At 61.5% G+C, this 21,138-nt stretch carries 18 protein-coding genes and 1 pseudogene; 7 read left to right on the top strand and 12 right to left on the bottom strand.

The features are described from left to right. Positions 1 to 24: 24 nt before the first annotated feature. Together LPU83_RS49015 and LPU83_RS49010 are read right to left on the bottom strand one after the other, a co-directional pair. Positions 25 to 350: pseudogene (locus LPU83_RS49015) on the bottom strand (hypothetical protein). A 96-nt stretch (positions 351 to 446) separates the two neighbouring features. Further along, on the bottom strand, positions 447 to 1,106 hold the full coding sequence (locus LPU83_RS49010; protein WP_024312875.1) for a dihydrofolate reductase family protein: 660 nt from the start codon (positions 1,104 to 1,106) through the stop codon (positions 447 to 449). 189 nt (positions 1,107 to 1,295) lie between these two features. On the opposite strand from LPU83_RS49010, the gene uvrB reads away from it, so the two are divergent. Both uvrB and LPU83_RS49000 read left to right on the top strand, forming a co-directional pair. After that, complete coding sequence (uvrB, locus tag LPU83_RS49005) at positions 1,296 to 4,379, top strand: excinuclease ABC subunit UvrB (RefSeq protein WP_024312876.1); 3,084 nt, start codon at positions 1,296 to 1,298, stop codon at positions 4,377 to 4,379. A gap of 723 nt (positions 4,380 to 5,102) precedes the next feature. Next, positions 5,103 to 5,315, top strand: a complete 213-nt coding sequence (locus LPU83_RS49000; protein WP_024312877.1) for a cold-shock protein — start codon at positions 5,103 to 5,105, stop codon at positions 5,313 to 5,315. Between the two features lie 146 nt (positions 5,316 to 5,461). Here LPU83_RS49000 and dusA read toward each other — a convergent pair whose 3' ends face one another. Next, the gene (gene dusA / locus LPU83_RS48995) at positions 5,462 to 6,508 is read right to left on the bottom strand and encodes a tRNA dihydrouridine(20/20a) synthase DusA (protein ID WP_024312878.1); all 1,047 of its coding nucleotides are present in this window, start codon (positions 6,506 to 6,508) and stop codon (positions 5,462 to 5,464) included. A gap of 85 nt (positions 6,509 to 6,593) precedes the next feature. Here dusA and LPU83_RS48990 point away from each other — a divergent pair, with 85 nt between their 5' ends. Further along, positions 6,594 to 7,667 carry a site-specific integrase gene (locus LPU83_RS48990; RefSeq protein ID WP_024312879.1) on the top strand — a complete coding sequence of 358 codons (1,074 nt, stop codon included), beginning with the start codon at positions 6,594 to 6,596 and terminating at the stop codon, positions 7,665 to 7,667. 816 nt (positions 7,668 to 8,483) lie between these two features. Here the strand turns inward: LPU83_RS48990 and LPU83_RS48985 are convergent. Further along, positions 8,484 to 8,819 carry a hypothetical protein gene (locus LPU83_RS48985; protein WP_024312880.1) on the bottom strand — a complete coding sequence of 112 codons (336 nt, stop codon included), beginning with the start codon at positions 8,817 to 8,819 and terminating at the stop codon, positions 8,484 to 8,486. 464 nt (positions 8,820 to 9,283) lie between these two features. Between LPU83_RS48985 and LPU83_RS48980 the strand changes: the two genes are divergently transcribed. Beyond that, complete coding sequence (locus LPU83_RS48980; RefSeq protein WP_024312881.1) at positions 9,284 to 9,979, top strand: fumarylacetoacetate hydrolase family protein; 696 nt, start codon at positions 9,284 to 9,286, stop codon at positions 9,977 to 9,979. A gap of 11 nt (positions 9,980 to 9,990) precedes the next feature. Beyond that, positions 9,991 to 10,518, top strand: a complete 528-nt coding sequence (locus LPU83_RS48975; protein WP_024312882.1) for a gamma carbonic anhydrase family protein — start codon at positions 9,991 to 9,993, stop codon at positions 10,516 to 10,518. 734 nt (positions 10,519 to 11,252) lie between these two features. Here the strand turns inward: LPU83_RS48975 and LPU83_RS48970 are convergent. From LPU83_RS48970 to LPU83_RS48960, 3 genes are read right to left on the bottom strand one after another with little or no spacing between them, the layout of a single operon-like run. Next, entirely contained in the window at positions 11,253 to 11,651 is a 399-nt protein-coding gene (locus LPU83_RS48970) for a Fur family transcriptional regulator (RefSeq protein ID WP_024312884.1), read from the bottom strand. Next, positions 11,648 to 12,463, bottom strand: coding sequence for a zinc ABC transporter permease subunit ZnuB (znuB, locus tag LPU83_RS48965; protein ID WP_024312885.1), 816 nt, complete (start codon positions 12,461 to 12,463; stop codon positions 11,648 to 11,650). Before znuB ends, LPU83_RS48970 begins: the two co-directional genes overlap by 4 nt. Continuing rightward, the gene (locus LPU83_RS48960; RefSeq protein WP_024312886.1) at positions 12,456 to 13,394 is read right to left on the bottom strand and encodes an ATP-binding cassette domain-containing protein; all 939 of its coding nucleotides are present in this window, start codon (positions 13,392 to 13,394) and stop codon (positions 12,456 to 12,458) included. Before LPU83_RS48960 ends, znuB begins: the two co-directional genes overlap by 8 nt. A gap of 101 nt (positions 13,395 to 13,495) precedes the next feature. Between LPU83_RS48960 and znuA the strand changes: the two genes are divergently transcribed. Together znuA and LPU83_RS48950 are read left to right on the top strand one after the other, a co-directional pair. After that, the gene (gene znuA, locus LPU83_RS48955; RefSeq protein WP_024312887.1) at positions 13,496 to 14,482 is read left to right on the top strand and encodes a zinc ABC transporter substrate-binding protein ZnuA; all 987 of its coding nucleotides are present in this window, start codon (positions 13,496 to 13,498) and stop codon (positions 14,480 to 14,482) included. Between the two features lie 87 nt (positions 14,483 to 14,569). Next, positions 14,570 to 15,772: a GTP-binding protein gene (locus tag LPU83_RS48950; protein WP_024312888.1), complete on the top strand. Its 1,203-nt coding sequence runs from the start codon at positions 14,570 to 14,572 to the stop codon at positions 15,770 to 15,772. Positions 15,773 to 15,920: 148 nt separating this feature from the next. On the opposite strand, the gene LPU83_RS48945 is transcribed toward LPU83_RS48950, so the two are convergent. The 5 genes from LPU83_RS48945 to LPU83_RS48925 form a co-directional block, all read right to left on the bottom strand. Beyond that, on the bottom strand, positions 15,921 to 16,232 hold the full coding sequence (locus LPU83_RS48945; protein ID WP_024312889.1) for an RcnB family protein: 312 nt from the start codon (positions 16,230 to 16,232) through the stop codon (positions 15,921 to 15,923). Positions 16,233 to 16,395: 163 nt separating this feature from the next. After that, entirely contained in the window at positions 16,396 to 18,009 is a 1,614-nt protein-coding gene (locus tag LPU83_RS48940) for a glycoside hydrolase family 43 protein (RefSeq protein WP_024312890.1), read from the bottom strand. A 92-nt stretch (positions 18,010 to 18,101) separates the two neighbouring features. After that, positions 18,102 to 19,133: an L-glyceraldehyde 3-phosphate reductase gene (gene mgrA, locus LPU83_RS48935; protein ID WP_024312891.1), complete on the bottom strand. Its 1,032-nt coding sequence runs from the start codon at positions 19,131 to 19,133 to the stop codon at positions 18,102 to 18,104. Positions 19,134 to 19,200: 67 nt separating this feature from the next. Beyond that, positions 19,201 to 20,334, bottom strand: a complete 1,134-nt coding sequence (locus LPU83_RS48930; protein ID WP_024312892.1) for a Gfo/Idh/MocA family protein — start codon at positions 20,332 to 20,334, stop codon at positions 19,201 to 19,203. Between the two features lie 8 nt (positions 20,335 to 20,342). Then, positions 20,343 to 21,104, bottom strand: a complete 762-nt coding sequence (locus LPU83_RS48925; RefSeq protein ID WP_024312893.1) for a sugar phosphate isomerase/epimerase family protein — start codon at positions 21,102 to 21,104, stop codon at positions 20,343 to 20,345. Positions 21,105 to 21,138: the final 34 nt, after the last annotated feature.

Here is a 21,138-nt window from a genome sequence, read left to right as displayed (position 1 = left end):
CGCCTGCGACAGTTTGACCGTCGCTCAGCGCTCGGCGGCAAGCTTCTCGCGGATATGATCCGGCCCGCCTACCATGCGTCGGGCGAACGGCCGTTCGGGGTCGACAACGCGCCAAAAGGGAGCGCTGTCGTCCTGGCTGATGCGTACCAGATGCCGGTGCACGGTCACCGGGCAGCACGCATCCGCTTCGTACTTCGCCGCGAGTGCGCGCCTTACTCCGCGATATCCGACAGATGGCCCGGCCGGGCGGCGCGCAATTCGTCGGCGACCATCGTCTCGCTCGGGATCAGCATGCTCTGAATAGAGTTTTTGCCCTTGCGCCGCGTTTTGATCAGCGGAAGCTCCTCCACGACTCACCTCTGGAAACCGCGTCCAAGGAAAACGAAGAGCAGCGCCGGGATCCGCTGCTCCTCATTTGGTTCAAGACGGCACCCCATCCCATCGCCTCAGCTCAGCTTCCTGCGCCGCTCCAGCTCTGCCGCAGTGGGCTGCTCGAATTCGAACGAGCCGGTGATGATGTCGCCGCTTCGGACATATTTGTTCACCGTCACGCCGGAACCGGAGACCTTCGAACCGACGAGTTTCAGCGCGCCCGGAAAGGCGCCGTCGCCGAACAGTTTCTTGCCTTTGCCGAGCACAACGGGAAAGAATGAAATATGCAGTTCGTCGACCAGGTCGTTTTGGAACAAGGTCTGCAGGAAGTCGGTCGATCCCTGCGTCAGGAGATCCGGGCCATCGCTGCTCTTTAGCGCCTTGATCACACCGACGACGTCGGCGCCGAGCACTTGGCTGTTCTGCCAGCTGAGCTTCAGGTCCGGGTTACGGGTCGCAACGTACTTGGTGATTCGATCGAACAGCGGTCCGATCGGGTCGTCGGCAGCGACATAGGGCCAATGCGCGGCGAAGATATCATAGGTCTTGCGGCCGAGCAGCAAATCGAAGGGATTGGCGAACATCTCGCCCACGGCCTCCCCCATCGCCTGGTCAAAATAAGGGGCGGCCCAGCCGCCATACTTGAAGCCGCCGATTGGGTCCTCATGCGGGCCGCCCGGCGCCTGCATGACGCCGTCGAGACTGGCGAATGCACCTGTGATGATCTTTCTCATGTCTACTCCCCTTCGTGGGCCTCTTCGCAGCCCGCCTCAGATGTCAAGGACGTCCCACCGCGGCCTCAGCCGACAGCGGGTTAGGAGAAAATCGAACGCCACTGTTTACCAAATCCGAACGATTCATTTGTTTCCCTTTTGTACTCTTTGCCTCTTCACTTTCGCAATGACTCCCGCCATATTCCGCCCATGGCCAAAACTCCGAAGAAATCTCCCGCCCCGAATGGCTTCGAGGAAGCCCCACAGCCGTCTTTTGAAGGCGCCCCTCTTGAGGGTTCCGTCGCCGACTGGGTGAAGCAGTTGGAAGCCGATGCGGAGGCCTCCGGCGTCGAGACCCAGCGGCAAATCGCCTCAAAGGCGGGCAAGCATCGCAAGAAAGTGGAGATCGCCGCGTCGAAATCCGCACGCGGCACGTCGATGGGCGGCTCGACCGACCCGAAGACCCGCGCGGCAGCCGGCCTCAACCCGGTTGCGGGCATGGATACGACGCTGGAGGAGGCCGCCTCGCTGCAGGCCGGCACCGCCGTCACCGCCACTGTCGAGGCACTGTCGGCGCTGATCGAGAGCGGCAACCCGCTGCACAAGAACGGCAAGATCTGGACGCCGCACCGTCCCGCGCGGCCGGAGAAATCCGAGGGCGGCATCTCGATCCGAATGGACAGCGAATACCAGCCCGCCGGCGACCAGCCGACCGCCATCAGGGACCTCGTCGAGGGCCTGGAGAACGGCGACCGTTCCCAGGTGTTGCTCGGCGTCACCGGCTCCGGCAAGACCTTCACCATGGCCAAGGTGATCGAGCAAACGCAGCGCCCGGCGCTCATCCTGGCGCCGAACAAGACGCTCGCCGCCCAGCTCTATTCAGAGTTCAAGAACTTCTTCCCTGATAACGCCGTCGAGTACTTCGTCTCCTATTACGACTACTACCAGCCGGAAGCCTACGTCCCGCGCTCCGACACCTATATCGAGAAGGAATCCTCGATCAACGAGCAGATCGACCGGATGCGCCACTCGGCGACGCGCTCGCTGCTCGAACGCGACGACTGCATCATCGTCGCCTCCGTGTCCTGCATCTACGGCATTGGCTCGGTCGAGACCTATACCGCCATGACCTTCCAGATGAATGTCGGGGACCGACTCGACCAGCGCCAGCTCTTGGCCGACCTCGTCGCCCAGCAGTACAAGCGCCGCGACATGGATTTCCAGCGCGGCTCCTTCCGTGTCCGCGGCGATACGATCGAGATCTTCCCGGCCCACTTGGAAGACGCGGCCTGGCGCATCTCCATGTTCGGCGACGAGGTCGACGCCATCACCGAGTTCGACCCGTTGACCGGCCAGAAGACCGGCGACCTGAAATCGGTGAAGATCTACGCCAATTCGCACTATGTCACCCCGCGCCCGACGCTGAACGCTGCCATCAAGTCGATCAAGGAGGAGCTGAAGGGCCGCCTCGTCGAGCTTGAGAAGGCCGGTCGCCTGCTGGAGGCCCAGCGTCTGGAGCAGCGCACCCGCTACGATATTGAAATGCTCGAAGCCACCGGCTCCTGTCAGGGCATCGAGAACTATTCGCGCTACCTCACCGGCCGCGACCCAGGCGACCCGCCGCCGACCTTGTTCGAGTACGTCCCCGACAACGCCATCGTCTTCATCGACGAAAGCCACGTCACCGTGCCGCAGATCGGCGGCATGTACCGCGGCGACTTCCGCCGCAAGGCGACGCTCGCCGAATACGGCTTCCGCCTGCCCTCCTGCATGGACAACCGGCCGCTGCGCTTCGAGGAATGGGACGCGATGCGCCCCGACACCATCGCGGTCTCGGCCACGCCAGGCGGCTGGGAGATGGATCAGTCCGGCGGCGTCTTCGCCGAACAGGTGATCCGCCCGACCGGCCTCATCGACCCGCCCGTCGAGGTCCGCTCCGCCCGCAGCCAGGTCGACGACGTGCTCGGCGAGATCCGCGAGACCGCGGCCAAGGGCTACCGCACCCTCTGCACCGTGCTCACCAAACGCATGGCCGAAGACCTCACCGAATACCTGCACGAGCAGGGCGTGCGCGTCCGCTACATGCACTCCGACATCGACACGCTGGAGCGCATCGAGATCATCCGCGATCTCCGCCTCGGCGCCTTCGACGTGCTCGTCGGCATCAACCTTCTGCGCGAAGGCCTCGACATTCCCGAATGCGGCTTCGTCGCCATCCTCGATGCCGACAAGGAAGGCTTCCTGCGCTCCGAAACCTCGCTGGTCCAGACCATCGGCCGCGCCGCAAGAAACGTCGACGGCAAGGTCATACTCTACGCCGACAACGTCACCGGCTCGATGAAGCGGGCGATGGAGGAAACCGGCCGCCGCCGCGAAAAGCAGATGGCCTACAATGCCGAACACGGCATCACCCCGGAATCGGTCAAGGCGAAGATCTCCGACATCCTCGACTCCGTCTACGAACGCGACCACGTCCGCGCCGACATCTCGGGTGCGTCAGGCAAGGGCTTTGCGGACGGCGGAAACCTCGTCGGCGCCAACCTGCAGACCCATCTCAACGCGCTGGAAAAACAGATGCGCGACGCCGCCGCCGACCTGGACTTCGAAAAGGCCGCGCGTCTGCGCGACGAGATCAAGCGCCTCAGGGCCGTCGAACTCGCAGCCATGGACGACCCTCTGGCCCGCGAAGAATCCAGGGCGATGGAAGGCGGCCGCCCTCGTCCTTCGAGGGGCGCTGCGCGACCGCCTCAGGATGAGGACGGAGCGACGACTGCAGCGGGTAGCCCTCGGGGTGGGGACGCAGCAGCGAGCCGTGGCCACAGTGAGAGCCCTCATCGTGAGGAGGCCCAAAGGGCCGTCTCGAACCACGAGGGCGGGCGAGGAACCTCCTACTTCGCAAAGCCCGGCCTCGACGACATGGGCCCGGGCACCGACACCGCAACGCCCCTCTTCCGCAAGCCGGACCGAGACGAAATGGGCCGCGACATCGCCGAGCCCGCGCGCAAGAGCCTCTTCCGCCGCAACAGCCTCGACGAAATGACCGTCGGCCGCACCGAAAGACCGGTCAGCGGCGCGCTGCCGGAAAAGCCAGGGGAATCGATCGGTACGAAGAAGCGCGCCTCGCCGCTTCCCTCTCCGTCGTCATCCTCGGGCGAGCGCAGCGAGACCCGAGGACCCACCGACGACCCGCGCCCCCTCGTCCGCGGCAAGACGGGCATTGGCTCCTACGAGGACCCGGCCGAGCAAAAGCGCAAGGGCAGGACAAAGGGGAAGACCGGGCGACCGGGGCGCTGACCTGACCCTCTTCCCGTCATCCCGGACTTGATCCGGGATCCATTCACCGCGTGTCCGCGTGGTGAATGGATCAGCGAACATGAACCCGAACCCAAAATGGCCTTCGCGCGATCGACATCGCGCCGCTGGATGCCGGATCAAGCCGGCATGACGGCTATGGCCACGAATGATTGCAGTGTTTCACAAGAACACGCATCATCCGGGCAAGTGCGGCACACATAGGGGGCTGCAGAGAGACCGGCGTTGCGAGCACAAACCGCCAAACGGGCACTTGACGGCGTCATTTGCACCTTTTTCAGATGAGGCTGGATCGAGGCGGAGGGTGCGAAAACGCCGAAACAGCGCCGTTCCGGCACAGAATCCGGAAAAGATACAGTGCCGGCTGTGCATCCTTACCTTTCGTCAAGTGTCTGAATCTTTGGCCATTCCCGGCGCGCGGAATCGCGTGCCACAATATTGCCGCTTGCCTTTTGCTTCGAATGCTGTCACCAAATGCAGCTCTCGGGCATTTGCATGCCGGTGACTGGACTGATGTGGTAACGCCTTCCGGCAGGAAGGCAGCGTGGGGGACACCCGCGTGCGTAGACGTTCTTTCCCCGTTCGTGAACTACTCGACTGACCCTTCGCGCGCTGAATTTCGATGAGGGAGCGCGAAAGCTAAAGCCGTCCATTTCCTCTCGGGGGGATGGATACCAGACAGACTAAGGGAAAAGGACTATCCCAATGGCCACCAAAGGCGTCGTAAAATTCTTCAACCAGGACAAGGGTTTTGGTTTCATCACTCCGGATGGCGGCGCGAAGGACGTTTTCGTTCACATCTCCGCGCTCCAGGCTTCCCGCATCCCGTCGCTCCGCGAAGGCCAGCAGGTAACCTTCGACACCGAGCCGGATCGCATGGGCAAGGGCCCGAAGGCCGTCAACATCTCGGCCAACTAATCTAAATTTCCTGTTTCGGCAGGATGGAACGGCGCTCCGCAAGGGGCGCCGTTTTCGTTTGCGGGGATGGGCAGGAGGGCCGTTGAGGAAAGCGATCGTGGCAGCGGGCGCCGGCTCGAAGAGGGGCCGCCTTGCCTGACCGCTCTCTAGGCGCCGACCGCTTCCCGCGCGCCTTCGAAATCCACCGCCGCGAAGGCAGCCGCGATCACCTCGGGCCCCGCCCCTGTCTTCACCGCATCGGTCGAAAGGATCTGCCGATAGCGCCGCGCGCCGGGCAGCCCGGTAAACAGCCCGACCATGTGCCGCGCCACCTGCTGCATCCGCCCGCCGCTTTCGATATGGCGCTCGGCATAGGCCATCATCCGGTCGCGGATCGCGCCCCAATCAGCCTCCTGGGCCGCTGCACCGTAGAATCGCTGATCGACGTCGGCGAGAACAGCGGCGTTCTGGTAGGCCGCGCGTCCGAGCATGATGCCGTCGATATGATTCAAGTGAGCGGCCGCCTCGTCCAGCGTCTGGATGCCGCCGTTGATGCCGATGAAGACATCCGGCCGCGCCCGTTTCATGCGGTAGACGATCTCGTAGTCGAGCGGCGGGATTTCGCGGTTCTCCTTCGGCGACAGGCCCTTGAGCCACGCCTTGCGCGCGTGGATCCAGACGGCGTCGGCGCCGGCATCGACCACCCGGTCAAGAAGATCGGGCAGAGCCGCTTCCGGATCCTGCTCGTCGACGCCGATCCGGCACTTCACCGTCACGGGCCGGTCGGCAACCGCCTTCATCGCCTTGACGCAGGCCGCCACCGTCTCCGGCGTCAGCATCAGGCAGGCGCCGAAGGTGCCCGACTGCACCCGGTCCGAGGGGCAGCCGACATTCAGGTTGATCTCGTCGTAGCCATAGGGCGCGGCGATCAGGACCGCTTCTGCGAGCTTTGCCGGATCTGACCCGCCGAGCTGCAGCGCCACCGGATGCTCCACCGCATCGAAGGACAGGAGACGTTCGCGCGGCCCATGGATGATCGCATCGGCCACGACCATTTCCGTGTAGAGCAGCGCATTGCGGCTGATTTGCCGGTGGAAATAGCGACAATGTCGATCGGTCCAGTCGATCATCGGCGCAACGGCGAAGATCGGAACCCTTGAAATCAAGGCTTTCTGGTAGAAATTCAATTCGTTAGCCTCGGTGGTCTTTGTCATGCTTTGTCAGGCTCTTTCCGCCTGTTGCACCGTTTTTCAGCGTAAGATACAACATTGTAGTACTTCGAGGGAGAAATCTCGTACCATGGGAACCATCAGCGCCCGCAAGCGTCAGGACGGAAGCACCGGATATACCGCTCAAATCCTCAGAAAGAAAGGCGGTGCGATAGTTTGGCGCGAGGCGAAGACATTCGATACGAAGCGCGAAGCCGAGGCGTGGATCCGCTTTCGTGAATCGGAACTGGATCAGCCAGGCGCAATCGAACGGGCTTCTGCAAAGTCCTCTACGCTGGCCGACGTGATCGACCTGTACACCAAAGAGAAGAAAGACATTGGGCGCACGAAAGAGCAATGTCTCCGCTCTATCAAGGGATACGCCATTGCCTCGATGGATTGCGCAGCGATCAAGGCCAGCGACATATCGGCCTTTGCGCGCGAGCTTTTGAGCGGCGGCAGGAAGCCACAGACCGTCGGCAACTACATCTCGCACCTCTCGGCCGTATTCAAGGACGCCCGTGCGCTCTGGAGCATTCCTCTCGACGACCAGGCGATGCGAAACGCGCAAGCGGCTCTGTCCCGCCAGGAAACCATCAGCAAGTCAGCGAAGCGCGATCGGCGCCCTACCCTGCCTGAACTCGACAAGATCATGCAGCACTTTGTCGACCGCCAAGCGCGCGCCCCGCAGTCCTCGCCGATGCACAAGATTGTTGCCTTCGCGACCTATTCGACGCGCCGGCAGGAAGAGGTTGTCCGCATTCGTTGGGATGACCTTGACGAGCCGCACAGCCGCATCCTTGTGCGCGACATGAAGCATCCTGGACAGAAGAAGGGAAATGATGTCTGGGTTGAACTACCGCCCGAGGCACTGCGCATCATCAAGGCAATGCCAAGAAAAAGCGAACGCATCTTCCCGTATAGTGTCGACGCAGTGAGTGCGGCGTTCACCCGGGCCTGCCAGTTCCTCGAAATCGATGACCTTCATTTCCATGACCTGCGGCATGAAGGCGTATCTCGCCTGTTCGAGATGGGCCGCACCATTCCGCTCGCCGCAAGTGTCAGCGGGCACCGCTCATGGAACAGCCTGCAACGCTACTCTCACCTGCGCGAGGTCGGTGACAAGTTTGCTGGATGGAAGTGGCTTGAGGAGGCTTGCCAATAGGGAACCTTTTCCGCCGCCGCCGGTTATACCAATGCAGCGTTTCCAACACGCTGTGGGACCAAGCATCGCCCTATGCAGGTCCGCAAATGGCCCGGCGCCGCCCCCTAGCCCGTCGGGCTTTGCTTTCTTCGCGGAACCTTTCAACGGGCCAAAAGTTCACTTAACAGCGGCACCGATCCTGTAGTGTCGTACGGCTTGCAGCTTTCATGCTGCCAGGCCGTGGTGCCGGAGCCCGGCCAGACCAACGCCGGGCTCTTTTTCTCCAAAGACGAAAAAAGTCCGCCTCAGAGAGACGGACCAATTTCAATGACTATTCGATGTTGCCTGTAGCCACCCATTACTTCTGCGACTGGGGCCGGCATTCGCGCCGATGGCTGCGGTCTCCTCGGTGGCGCGCCCTTAGATGACAGCCGCGGGCGTGCTGGCTGGTAATCAGGGGGTCGCGGGTTCGTTCCGTGGAACATGAATGGCGCGTGACGGCGTCCTTACGTCGCGGCCTCAGCCAACAGATGGCGCGTTTGGACGCCTCATACCTGCGCACAAGCTTCCGACAACCTACGTATAATTTCGCAAGGTGCCGGGCGCTGATAGGTTCTCATTGCCTCATCTCACCCCAACCCACACGATGAGGCGGCAACAGCGCCTCGGTGCTTCTGCGTCAACGCACTGGGGCGGCGGATTTTGCATCCGCATTGACCGTCTCAACTGGTCATGTTGAGGCGGTCTTTCTTTCGCGTATGCCACCAAGAAAAAGCCGCCGGCATTCGTCCGACGGGTTCAAGCCTCCTCATGTGGCCACTGTCCGTGGCATGCCGACTAGAAATTGAAATACAGGCTCACACCTGACCTGCGATGATAGGGGTAGTAGTCGCCACCATAGCCGTACCGGGGATATCCGGAATATCGGGGATAGCCGTAGTATCGCGGACGGTAGCACGAGCCGTAATACCGGCAGTCGCGGTAAGCGTACCGCCGATTCTTCCAGTGGCCATACGCATATCCATTGCCATGACCGCGGTTTTTGACCTGCTCGACATCGGTGGTGTGGATAGGTGCTGCTTTCGGCACGACGATCGGCATGGCGTTTAGCGGCAGGGCGAAAGATGCAGCCAGGACCATGGCTGCGAGTGTGGGAAAAAGCTTCTTCATCATCGGCGCATCCTTTCAGGTTGCGAGTCTGGGTTAATAGGCCTTAACCTCCGATGAACAGCTCCCGCTGCGGACTTCCCGAAAAAACACCGGCCGGCGCGCTGCTTGTGTTTGGCGCAGGTGGTGACCGCGCCGGCCATTGGTGTACAAGAAGCCGCGCCATGAAGGCGGACCGGCGCGCATTGTCGCGCCTAAAAAACTCGTTACGTTTTAGGCTCGCATAAAAAAGCCAGTCGTGTTTTCCGCGGCGATCGTTGGCCGGCCGGTTTTCAGGCCTTCGGTGTAGAAATTGGATGTCGTCATGCCGCGCTCACAGCGCAAAGGCGGGCGAAACGCCAGTTTTCCCCGCGCAGGACAGCAATGTCAGGATGCAGAACGACGGCGACGGTCACTTGTTGAACCACGCTTCCCTCCGCGGTCGCTTTCCGTCTAAGATGCGGGGGACTCATGAACAGCAAGAGCTCGCGATGTCCCTCCCCGCCACCGTCATCCCCCTGCCGCAGCCCGTTCTGCTTCCCGTAGAAGGCACCGCCGAACTCTTCCCGGTGCGCCGGGTCTACTGCGTCGGGCGTAACTATGCCGAGCATGCGATCGAGATGGGGCATGACCCAAGCCGCGAGCCGCCCTTCTTTTTCCAGAAGAACGCCGACAACCTGCTGCCCGCAGGCAGGGATTTTCCCTACCCGCCGCTTTCCAGCGACGTGCATTTCGAGGTCGAGTGCGTGTTGGCGCTGAAGGCCGGTGGCCAGGATCTCCCTGTCGATAGGGCGCTCGACTGCATCTACGGCTACGCCGTCGGCATCGATTTCACCCGCCGCGACCTGCAGGCCGAGGCGAAGAAGCTCGGCCGTCCCTGGGAGGTCGCAAAGGCGTTCGAATATTCGGCGCCGGTGTCGCCGATCGTCCCGGCAAGCAAACTCGGCCACCCCTTGGGCGGACGCATTTGGCTGGAGCTGAACGGCAAACGCGCGCAGGATGGCGACCTCAACCAGATGATCTGGAAGGTGCCGGAGATCATCGCCGAACTGTCGAAGCTTTTCATCCTGGCCCCGGGCGATGTCATCATGACCGGCACGCCAGCCGGCGTCGGTGCCGTGAAGAAGGGCGATCGCGTCGATTGCGGCATCGACGGCATCGCCACGCTGTCGGTCAAGGTGGCCTGAGAGGAGACGCCATGCCTGTCTACGCGCTCGCCGGACTGACGCCGGACCTGCCGCCCGCCGGCACCTATTGGATCGCCCCCGACGCGCATGTAATCGGTCAAGTTACGCTTGGCGAGGATGTGGGCGTCTGGTTCGGCGCGGTATTGCGCGGCGACAACGAACCGATCACCGTCGGCAGGTCGACGAACATTCAGGAAGGCGCCATGCTGCACACCGATCCGGGCTTTCCGGTGACGATCGGCGAAGGCTGCACCATCGGTCATCATGCGATCGTCCATGGCTGCGTGATCGGCGACAATTCCCTGATCGGCATGGGAGCCACTGTGCTTAATGGCGCCAAGATCGGTCGCAACTGCCTGGTCGGCGCCAATGCGTTGATCACTGAGGGTAAGCAGTTTCCCGACAATTCGCTCATCGTCGGCTCGCCGGCGCGGGTTGTCCGCACGCTCGACGATGCAGCAATAGCAGGGCTGCGCCGCTCTGCCGAGAAGTATGTCGGCAACTGGCAGCGTTTCGCGCGCGACCTGCATCCGCTCTGACACCGCCGTCAGAACAGGAGGCCAACGCTGGTGACATTCTTGACGGCGATCTTCACAAGACCGAAATCCGCCGTCAGTTTCTTCTGCGCGGCCCCTTAGATGAAGAATTCGAACCCGGCCAGCGCACTGTTGAGATTGACTTCGAGAAGATGCAGCGTCAGGTCTGCGGCCTTGACTGTAATGGTTTTTTGGCGCGAGCTATGCCATGACCTTGCTGGTTTTCTGGGCGATGTAGTTGAGTTGGTAGGTCAACTCGTCACGATTGGCCGTCCATTGCTTCTTCGCCGTCGCGCGGCAACGGACCGAAGACCTTCGAGAAGCTCATTAGCAGATTTCGGCGCAAAACTCGTATCGACCGGTTGGATGCTTTCCTAGCAATGAGCCTTCCATCGTTCTGGCGATCCCGCAGGTATTCGGCACAATCGAAATGTTCTCGGTTTCATTGGCTTGCGGGCCATTTGCCTCAAACGCCGCCGGCGATCCTTCAATCGCCTGTCGGCAGCGTTCGATGTTGTCGGCCACCCGGGCGGGTGGGCCGAGGGTTTGCCTCGTGGTTTCGATCTTGTCAGGCTCGAATGCGCGCCGTCTCGCTTCGCATACACGGCCTCATTGTAAGCCGGTGGCACATCCGCTGAGCGGAACCGTCCGTATCAGCCACAGCAGATGGCGTCTTGGCATATGTGCGGTGCCCAACCCCCGCCGCATAGCAATCATTGAGAGCGCGTGGTTGCAGCCTAAGCCGCACAGGTCTCGCACAGACCGCGGATCTCGATCGTGGTCTTCTCCGCCTTGAACTTCTTGCCGCGGGTCCAGTTCATCAGGCGGTGATCGACCTCGTGGTCATGGAATTCCATGACATGCCCGCAGCTTTCGCAGATCGCGAAGGCGACGATGCCGTGGCTGTGGCAGTTCTGATCCGGATGGGCGCAGGCAACGAAGGCGTTGATGCTCTCCAACCGGTGGACGACACCATACTCAAGCAGCTTCTCCAGCGCGCGATAGACTTGCAGCGGTGCGCGAAAGCCATGGTCGCGCAGCTTGTCGAGGATCGTGTACGCGCTGAGCGGTCCGTCTGCCTTCTCGAGTACCTCGAAGACGAGGGCCTGGTTTTTGGTCAAAGCAGGTGCGTTCATGAACGTTGTCCTTCCAGGGCCTGCCCGCGCCAGCGCTTCGGCAGCAGGCTCAGGATGAAGAGGATCAGGGCAGCCACGACGATCGACGGGCCGGAGGGCGTATCATACGTCAGCGAGCCGAACAGCCCGCCGACGACGGCGACGGCGCCGATCAGCGAGGCGAAGGCGGCCATGACCTCAGGCGTCGAGGCGAAACGGCGCGCTGCTGCCGCCGGGATGATCAGCAGCGAAGTGATCAGCATGATGCCGACGATCTTCATCGCGATGGCGATGACGACAGCCATCAGCAGCATGAAGAAGAGCCGCGCCCGCTCGGGCTGCAGTCCCTCGGCCTCGGCAAGCTCGGGATTGACCGTAGAGGCCAGTAGCGGACGCCAGAGCCAGGCAATCGCCGCCAGCACGAGAATGCCGCCGCCCCAAATCATGACAATGTCTGTCTTCGAGACCGCAAGGATATCGCCGAACAGGAAAGCGATGAGGTCGATACGCACCCAGCTCATGAAGGCGACCATGACGAGGCCGATCGCCAGCGTCGCATGCGAGAGAATCCCTAGCAACGCGTCCGCAGATAACGCCTGCCGCTTCTGCAGGAACAGCAGAAGGATCGACACGGTCGCCGCAACAAGGAACACGGCAAGCGTCAGATTGAACCGCAGGAGCAGCGAGAGCGCTACGCCGAGCAAGGCCGAATGAGCGATCGTATCGCCGAAATAGGCCATGCGCCGCCAGATGATGAAGCAGCCGAGCGGGCCGGTCGTCAGCGCCAGCCCGACGCCGGCAAGGATCGCGCGGACGAAGAAATCGTCAAACATGGCGTTCTCCTGCAGGCTGCCTGTGATCGCGGTCGTGTTTGTGATCATCCGTATGATGATCACCGGCGGCATGGGTATGATCGTGACCGTGGCCGGCGTGATCGTGGTCGTGGCCCTCGTGGCCGTGATGGTGCCCGTCATCGGGATGGCAGTGATCGGTCACCGAGCCGTCCGAATGCAGCACACGGCCATCCGGCAGATGCGTGTGATCGTGGTGATGGCTGTAGACGGCGAGCGCCTGCGCTGCGCGGCTGCCGAACAGGCGGACATATTCCGCACTCTGGCTCACCGCCTGTGGCGTGCCGCGGCAGCAGACATGGCCGTTGAGGCAGATAACGGTGTCCGTCGCCGCCATGACGACATGCAGGTCATGAGAAATCAGCAGGATACCGCAGCCGGTCGTGTTGCGGATCGACCGGATCAGATCGTAGATCGCAATCTCGCCAGAGAAATCGACACCCTGAACGGGTTCATCGAGGACAAGGAGATCGGGCTTGCGGGCGATCGCCCGCGCCATCAAAGCCCGCTGAAACTCGCCGCCGGACAAATGCTGCACTTCCGCGCCTAGCATATGCGACAGTCCGACAGCATCGAGCGCAGCGGCCATGTCGCCTTCGGAGAGCGGCCCAGTCAGCGTCATCAGCCGGCGAACGGTGAGCGGCAAAGTCCAATCGATCGCCAGTTTCTGCGGCACGTAGCCAACCTTGAGACCAGAGGCACGGTCCACCCTGCCCTCGTCCGGCTTCAGCACGCCGATCGCCGTCTTGACCGTCGTAGACTTGCCCGATCCGTTGGGGCCGATCAGCGTGACGATCTCGCCGCGCGAGACCGAGAAATCGACGCCGCGGACGAGCCAACGGCCGTCCCGTTGGACGCCGACATTGGAAAGCGACACCAGCGGCTTCGCTTCGGAATTTGCGGGAAAGGACATCATTTTTCCGAATGTGCTGTTGCGACTTGCTATCGCACACGTTATAGCATAACGCAATTGATGTAATAACATTACAACTGCAATTCAAGCGGAGCACACAGATGAAACTCGCGACGGCCCTTATCCTCGCAGTCCCCGCCATCTTTTTTGCCGAGGCGGGCAGAGCGGCCGATGCGCCTGTCGTCGTGACCTCGATCAAGCCGGTGCATTCCCTCGTATCGGCTATCATGCAGGGAGTCGGCACGCCCGAACTGATCGTCGACGGTGCCGCCTCGCCGCATACCTACAACATGAAGCCCTCCAACGCGCGTGCGCTTCAGAATGCCAAGGTCGTCTTCTGGGTCGGCCCTGGGCTCGAAGCGTTTCTGGAGAAGCCTCTCGAGGCGATCGGGTCCGATGCGCTCGTCGCCGAACTCGACAAGGCTCCCGGTCTAACGAAGCTCAAATTCCGCGAAGGCGGTGCGTTCGAGCCGCATGATGACGGCGACCACAATGATGGAAACCACCACGACGGCAATGGGCACGACCAGGCCCATGCGGATGAGGATCACGACCACGATCACGGCGCGTTCGATACCCATCTCTGGCTCGATCCGCAAAATGCAAAAGCGATGGCAGCCGAGATCACGACTACTCTGGTCGCAGCCGATCCCGCCAATGCCCTCACCTATCAGGCGAACGCGAAGACGTTGGACGACCGGCTCGACGCACTCGACAAGGAGATCGCCGGCATCGTGTCAGCGGTAAAGGACAAGCCGTTCATCGTCTTCCACGATGCCTATCAATATTTCGAACACCGCTACAATGTGCGGATCGCCGGCTCGATCACCGTCAGTCCCGAAACGATCCCAGGCGCCGAACGCATCGCGGAAATTCACAAGAAGGTCGGCGAGTTGGGTGCCACCTGCGTTTTCGCCGAGCCGCAATTCCAGCCGCGATTGGTCGACGTGGTCATAGAGGGCACCAAGGCGAAGGCCGGTGTGCTCGATCCCGAAGCGGCAACGCTCGATGCCGGGCCGGACCTCTATTTCAACCTCATGCACGGCATTGCCAACAGCATGAAGGACTGCCTTGCGCGAGAAAGCTGACACAGAAAAGGCGGGCCCGGAGCCAGGCCCGGAGCCCGCCTTTTCTAGCGTACCGAATGTAATATTATACCATATCAGAGAGAAAAGATGGATAGAAGACTTCCCGTAACGGTCTTGTCTGGTTTCCTCGGAGCCGGCAAGACAACGCTGCTGAACCACATCCTCGGAAACCGGCAAGGCCTGCGCGTCGCCGTCATCGTCAACGACATGAGCGAGGTCAACATCGACGCAGCCCTCGTTCGCGACGGCGGTGCCAACCTGTCACGGACCGACGAACAGCTGGTGGAAACGAACGGCTGCATCTGCTGCACACTGAGAGATGATCTCCTGAAGGAAGTCCGCAACCTGGCGGAACAGCGGCGCTTCGACTACCTCCTGATCAAATCGACTGGCATTGCCGAACCTCTGCCGGTGGCGACAACGTTCGAATTCCGCGATGAGAACGGCGCCAGCCTCTCCGATGTAGCGAGGCTTGACACGATGGTGACGGTTGTGGATGCCACCAACCTGCTCTCGGACTATGCATCCGCAGACTTTCTGGCTAATCGCGGCGAAACCGCGGGCGACGGCGACAATCGCACCATCATCGATCTGCTGGTCGAGCAGATCGAATTCACCGATGTGATCATCCTCAACAAGATCGGCACCGCGACGCCGGCACAACGCCAGGCAGTGCGTCAGATCATCGTCGGACTTAATCCCGACGCTAGGCTGATCGAAACCGACTTCGGCCAAGTGGACCTGGACGAGGTCCTCGGGACGGGACGTTTCGACATCGATCGCGCCGAGACGCATCCGCGCTGGTACAAGGAGCTGCACGGCTTTTCCGAGCACGTGCCTGAGACGGAGGAGTACGGCATCCGCTCCTTCGTCTATCGGGAAAGACGGCCCTTCGACCCCGCCAAGCTGCAGCGCTTCTTCGGTTCTGCCTGGCCGGGCGTTGTCCGAGCGAAAGGGTTTTTCTGGCTTGCAACGCGCCCTCGTCATGTCGGCGAAGTCAGCCAGGCCGGAGCGTTCCTGCGGACAGCGAGGATGGGGCTGTGGTGGGCGTCGGTACCGCGTGAACGATGGCCGGAGGATGAGCGCTTCCTGGCCACCATAACTCCCTATCTTGACGCGGTCTGGGGCGACCGCCGACAGGAGATCGTCTTCATCGGCAGTGAACCGATGGACGAAGATTGGATGCGGCAAAAGCTTGACGGCTGCCTCGTGCCGGCAGAGACCTTTACACCGGAAAAGTGGCGCGCACTGCCGGATCCGTTCGCGAGCTGGGGAGAACGCGCTGCGTGACGAAACAAGCCTATCGCTGCCGTTGTGAGGAGTGCGAGCAGCTTCCCCTGCTGGCCGGTTTCGTACAGCGGCTGCTGGAGGCCCGCAAACAAGCGTCCGATTGAATGAGAAGGGCGGCACGAAAGCCGCCCTTTCCTGACGTGGCCGTTCAGCGAATGACGATGTTCGCGATCACACCGTTGACGGCGCCGATGAGCAGGAAGTTGTTATCGATCTGCACCCAGCGATAGCCGCGTGGCGGAGCCGACAGGCGATAACGGTGATAGTCGCGCACGTCGCGCATATGGCGGCGTTCGACGGGTGTCATGCGGTGACCGCGCGTCCAGCGATACTTCGTAACGTGCACGTCGCGCTCCACGACAACCGGCCGACGATGATCCTGAGCGCTCGCTTCGGTCGTTGCCAGCAGCGGACCAGCAAGCACGGCAGCAGCGAGAAAGACGGTGGTAAGCTTTTTCATGGGAGGTTCCTCGTGTTGAACACGGCCCGAACCTAGGCCCAAAATGATGAACTGAAACTGAAACTTAAATTAAACTTCTGTAATAATAACATATGGTTAGAAGAATACTCTAAATTAAAGATTGCGACATCGCCCGGCATTTCTGGGCGATGTCGCATATCTATCAAAGCTCTTCATAGTTGAACCAGTCGAAATCCGCTGTCTTCGCGCGGCCTGAGGTATCGAAGGCAAAGACCCCGGCGAATGCGCCGGTAAAGGAGCCATGCTCGCCTCGCCCGCCCTCATCGGAAACGATGCCCGCATCGAGCACCGGACCGATCGGCTGCCACGCGCCCTTCCCTTCCGTCTGCCAGAAGAACTGCAGGTCGTTGTCTCGGATCTCCATGGAAAGCTGCACGCGTCCCTCGGCCGGAATGGCAACGCCGCTGCCGGCCGGGAAGCTGAGGCGGCTGTTTGGATAATCGCCATCACACGAAAAGACCGTGACACACCGTCCAAGCTTCTCGTGCAGGGTGACGCCGATCGCATGGAACTTATGCCTGTTGTAATAGTGGGTCAGGCCGGCAACCTGCTGGTAGGTGTCGGGATCGAACTCCACGACAGTCTCCGCCCGGAAGCTGTGGTTCTCCTGGCGACGGGCGACGAGAGACTGTTCGAACCACGAGCCGATGCTTTCGCGCGCGATCAGTCGCAGATGACCTGCGCGATCGGTGAGGTTGAAGATGCGCTCGGGCTTTGGCGTTCGAAGCCACTGGAAATCATCGGGCAGAGTGACGCCATCGAAGGAGTATTCGCTGCGCACCGGCTTCTCGACAGGCACTGCACCGGTCAGTCCTGGCACGGTGACATCCGGAACGGTCGTGCCGTTTTCGAGATATAGCCAGTCATCCTCCTTCCACACGCACTTCTGAAGGCTCGTTTCGCGGCCGAGCGTGCAGCGACGCTTGGGCGGCATCGGGCGGCCGCAGAGATGGGTGTGGTAGACTTGGCCGTCCGGCGTCTCGACATGCTGGCCGTGCCCTGCCCTTTGCAGAATGGCTTCGGGATGATCCTTTGACGTGATCAGGTGCCGGTTCGGATGCAGCTCGTAGGGGCCCTCAATCGTCCGCGAACGAGCCATCGTGACGGCATGATCATAGCCGGTGCCGCCCTCGGCGGTCGTCAGGTAGTAATAGCCGTTGCGCTTGAAGAGATGCGGGCCCTCGACCAAGCCCAGCGGGCTGCCGGCGAAGATGTTCTTGGTCGGCCCCTTCAGCGAATTTGTCGCCGCGTCCCACTCCTGCAGCAGGATGCCGTCGAAGGCCGGCGACTTCGGCGCACCGCCGAAGCTCTCGGTGCGATGGTTCCACTGCATGTTGAGGAACCACTTGCGGCCGTCCTCGTCGTGGAACAGCGAGGGGTCGAAGCCGGAGGAGTTGACGTAGACCGGTTCGGACCACTCGCCTTCGATATCAGGCGAGGTGACGATGTAGTTGTGCGCGTCCTTGAAATTGCCGTCGAAGCGTTTGACGTCGGTGTAAACAAGCCAGAACAACCCGTCGGCATAGGAAAGACAGGGCGCCCAGACGCCGCAGCTGTCGGGATTGCCGCGCATGTCGAGTTGCGACTGGCGCTCAAGCGGACGCCGCACCATCGTCCAATTGACCAGATCGCGCGAGTGGTGAATCTGAACACCGGGATACCACTCGAAGGTCGAGGTCGCGATGTAATAATCGTCGCCGACGCGGCAGATCGACGGATCGGGGTTGAAGCCCGGCAAGATAGGATTGCGGATCATGGTGACATCTCCTCCCACACACGCTGGATTTGCAGCACGTACATCAAAAAGCATTTGAAAAACGCCCGAAAGATCGTTCCGGGCGCTTGGATTTATTCCCGTTCCGCAGACTTTGCCCAGAGATTGATGTCAGCCTCGCGGGCGTAGCCATCGATCTCCTTGAGTTCGTCTGCCGTGAATTCGAGATTATCGAGCGCTTTGACGCAATCGACGATCTGCGACGAGCGGCTGGCGCCGATTAGCGCCGACGTCACGCGGTCGCCGCGCAGCACCCAGGCGATCGCCATCTGTGCCAGCGTCTGACCACGGCGTTCGGCGATCTCATTGAGCTTGCGGATATTGTCGATGATCGCGGGACGGATGAAGTCCTTCTTGAGGAAGTGGTTCTGCGCAGCGCGGCTATCCTGCGGAATACCGCCGAGATATTTGGTTGTCAGCATGCCCTGCGCCAGCGGCGAGAACACGATCGAGCCCATGCCCACGTCATCCAGCGTATCCAGCAGCTTGTCGTCCTCGACCCAGCGGTTGAGCATGGAATAGCTCGGCTGGTGAATCAGGCATGGCGTACCGAGATCCTTGAGGATCGCCGCCGCGTCACGCGTACGCTGCGAATTGTAGGAGGAGATGCCGACATAGAGCGCACGGCCGGAACGCACGATATGATCGAGCGCGCCGCAGGTCTCATCGAGCGGCGTATCCGGGTCGAAGCGGTGCGAATAGAAGATATCGACATAGTCGAGGCCCATGCGCTTCAGGCTCTGATCGCAGGAAGCGATCAGATACTTGCGGCTGCCCCACTCGCCGTAAGGGCCCGGCCACATGTCGTAGCCGGCCTTGGACGAGATGATCAGCTCGCAGCGCAGGCCGGCAAATTCGGTGCGCAGGATCTCGCCGAAGGCGATCTCGGCGCTGCCCGGAGGCGGGCCGTAGTTGTTGGCGAGGTCGAAATGGGTGATGCCGAGGTCGAAGGCCGTGCGGCACATGTCGATCTTGCGGTCATGCGGCGTGTCGCCGCCGAAATTGTGCCAGAGGCCAAGGGAGACGGCCGGCAGCTTCAGGCCGGAACGGCCTGTGCGGTTATACTTCATCTTTGAATAGCGGTCGGAAGCCGGTTGCCAGCTCATAATTCTGATCCTTTAAGCAAAAAGGCGCGGGCTTGTCGCCCGCGCCGGACCATAGTCCTTTGGTCGCTTACTTCAAGAGCGCCTGCGCCTCTTCGATGCCGAGTGCGGCCGGCTGCGTGCAGGTCGTCGTCAGCTCTATGAAACGGCCTTCCTCGCCCGACTTCAGGATCGACGTCATGACGTCGACGCCGTGCAGCGTGCGATCGAGCGAGCAACGCGCATCGCGGCCCTCGATGATCGCCATCGCCATGTCGGCGAGACCTGCGGTGCGGTAGTTTGCGCGCGGTCCCTGCGGGCTCTCCTGGTTGAAGATACCGAACGGATGCTCCCAGCCGTCGAGCGCCTTGATCTCCTTGTCGCGGCCGCTGGCCTCGACGACGCCGCCGAAGAAGTTCGGATCCGGCACGTAGAGCGAACCGTCGGTGCCGTAGAGCTCCATGTTCGCATGGCGGTGAGACCACACATCCCAGCTCGCCGTCAGCGTGACGGTCGCGCCGCTGACGAATTCGAGGATCGCCTGGATCGTCGTCGGCGTCTTTACCGGGATGATCTCGCCGCTGCGCGGCGCACTGGTGATCGTGCGGGTTTCCGATGCCATGGAGGTCATGGCGCCGACACGCTTCACCGGACCGATCAGGTTGATCAGGTTGGCGATGTAGTACGGGCCGAGATCGAGGATCGGGCCACCGCCGGGCAGGAAGAAGAAGTCCGGGTTCGGATGCCACATCTCCATGCCCGGGCTCATGACATAGCAGGCACCCGAGGTGACGCGACCGATGCCGCCTTCGTCGATGTACTTGCGGGCAAGCTGATGCGCGCCGCCGAGGAAGGTATCCGGAGCGCAACCGACGGAAAGGTTCTTCTCCTTGGCAATGCGTCGCAGCTCCTCACCCTGTTCGAGGGTGAGGACCAGCGGCTTTTCCGAATAGACGTGCTTGCCGGCTCTGAGGATCGCTTTCGAAACCGGAAAATGCGCGTCGGGGATGGTCAGGTTGACGATGACGTCAATCTCGTCATTGGCGAGAAGCTCGTCGATCGTCTGCGCCTTGACGCCGTATTCTTCGGCGCGGGCCTGGGCAGCCTGCACGTTGATATCGGCGCAGGCCAGAACCTTCAGTCCCTTGAACAGGGGCGAAAGCGAGAAGTAGGTGGTGGAGATGTTGCCGCATCCGATGATGCCGACGCCAAGTTCCTTGGTCATGGTGTGCCTCAGTAGGTCTTGAAGGATGCAATCGAGCGGGTGATCAGGCGATCGACATCGGCCGGATTGTCATGCTCGACGACGTAGTGCTTGGTCGTGGTGTCCTTGAGTGCTGCGATGAGTTTTGCCCAAGGCAGTGTGCCGTGGCCGACATCGGCCCAGCCGTCCTCGTTCTTGTTTTCACCTGATGGAGCGATGTCCTTGACGTGGGCAGAGGTGATGCGCGAGCCGAGCTTTTCGATCCATGCGAAGGGATCGGCACCGCCGCGGACGACCCAGGCGATATCGGCTTCCCAGGAAATGTCAGAGGCGCCTTCGAAGATGCGCTCGATTGGCAGCGAGCCGTCGGCGAGCTTCACGAACTCGAAGTCGTGGTTGTGCCAGCCGAATTCATAACCGGCGTCCTTGTAGGGCTTGCTCATCTCATGCAGTCGCTTGCCGAATGCGAGCCAGCCGGCACCGTCGGTCGGTCGTTGATCGGCCGCCAGATGCGGGGCATAGATCGAGTCCATGCCGAGTATCTTTGCAATGTTCAGCGACTTCTGAACTTCGCCATCCAGGAAATCCGGACTGAAATGGCCGCTTGCCATCGTCAGACCGTTCTTGTCGAGTTCCGCGCGCAGGCTCTTCAGGCCGGCATCGTCGAGATCCGCGTAGATGCCGCCAAAGCCTTCGACTTCCTGATAGCCGGCCTTGCCGAGCTTTTCGAAGATCGCCGAATAGGGCTGGAAGTTACGGGCGCTGTAAAGCTGGAAACTCAGTTTCGTCATCATTCCTCCTCGGGCCTCGTGCCCATTGCATTTC

Source organism: Rhizobium favelukesii (assembly GCF_000577275.2).
Classification (GTDB): domain Bacteria; phylum Pseudomonadota; class Alphaproteobacteria; order Rhizobiales; family Rhizobiaceae; genus Rhizobium; species Rhizobium favelukesii.
Note: the sequence above shows the minus strand (reverse complement) of the source record. Positions and strands in the feature narration are given on the sequence as shown.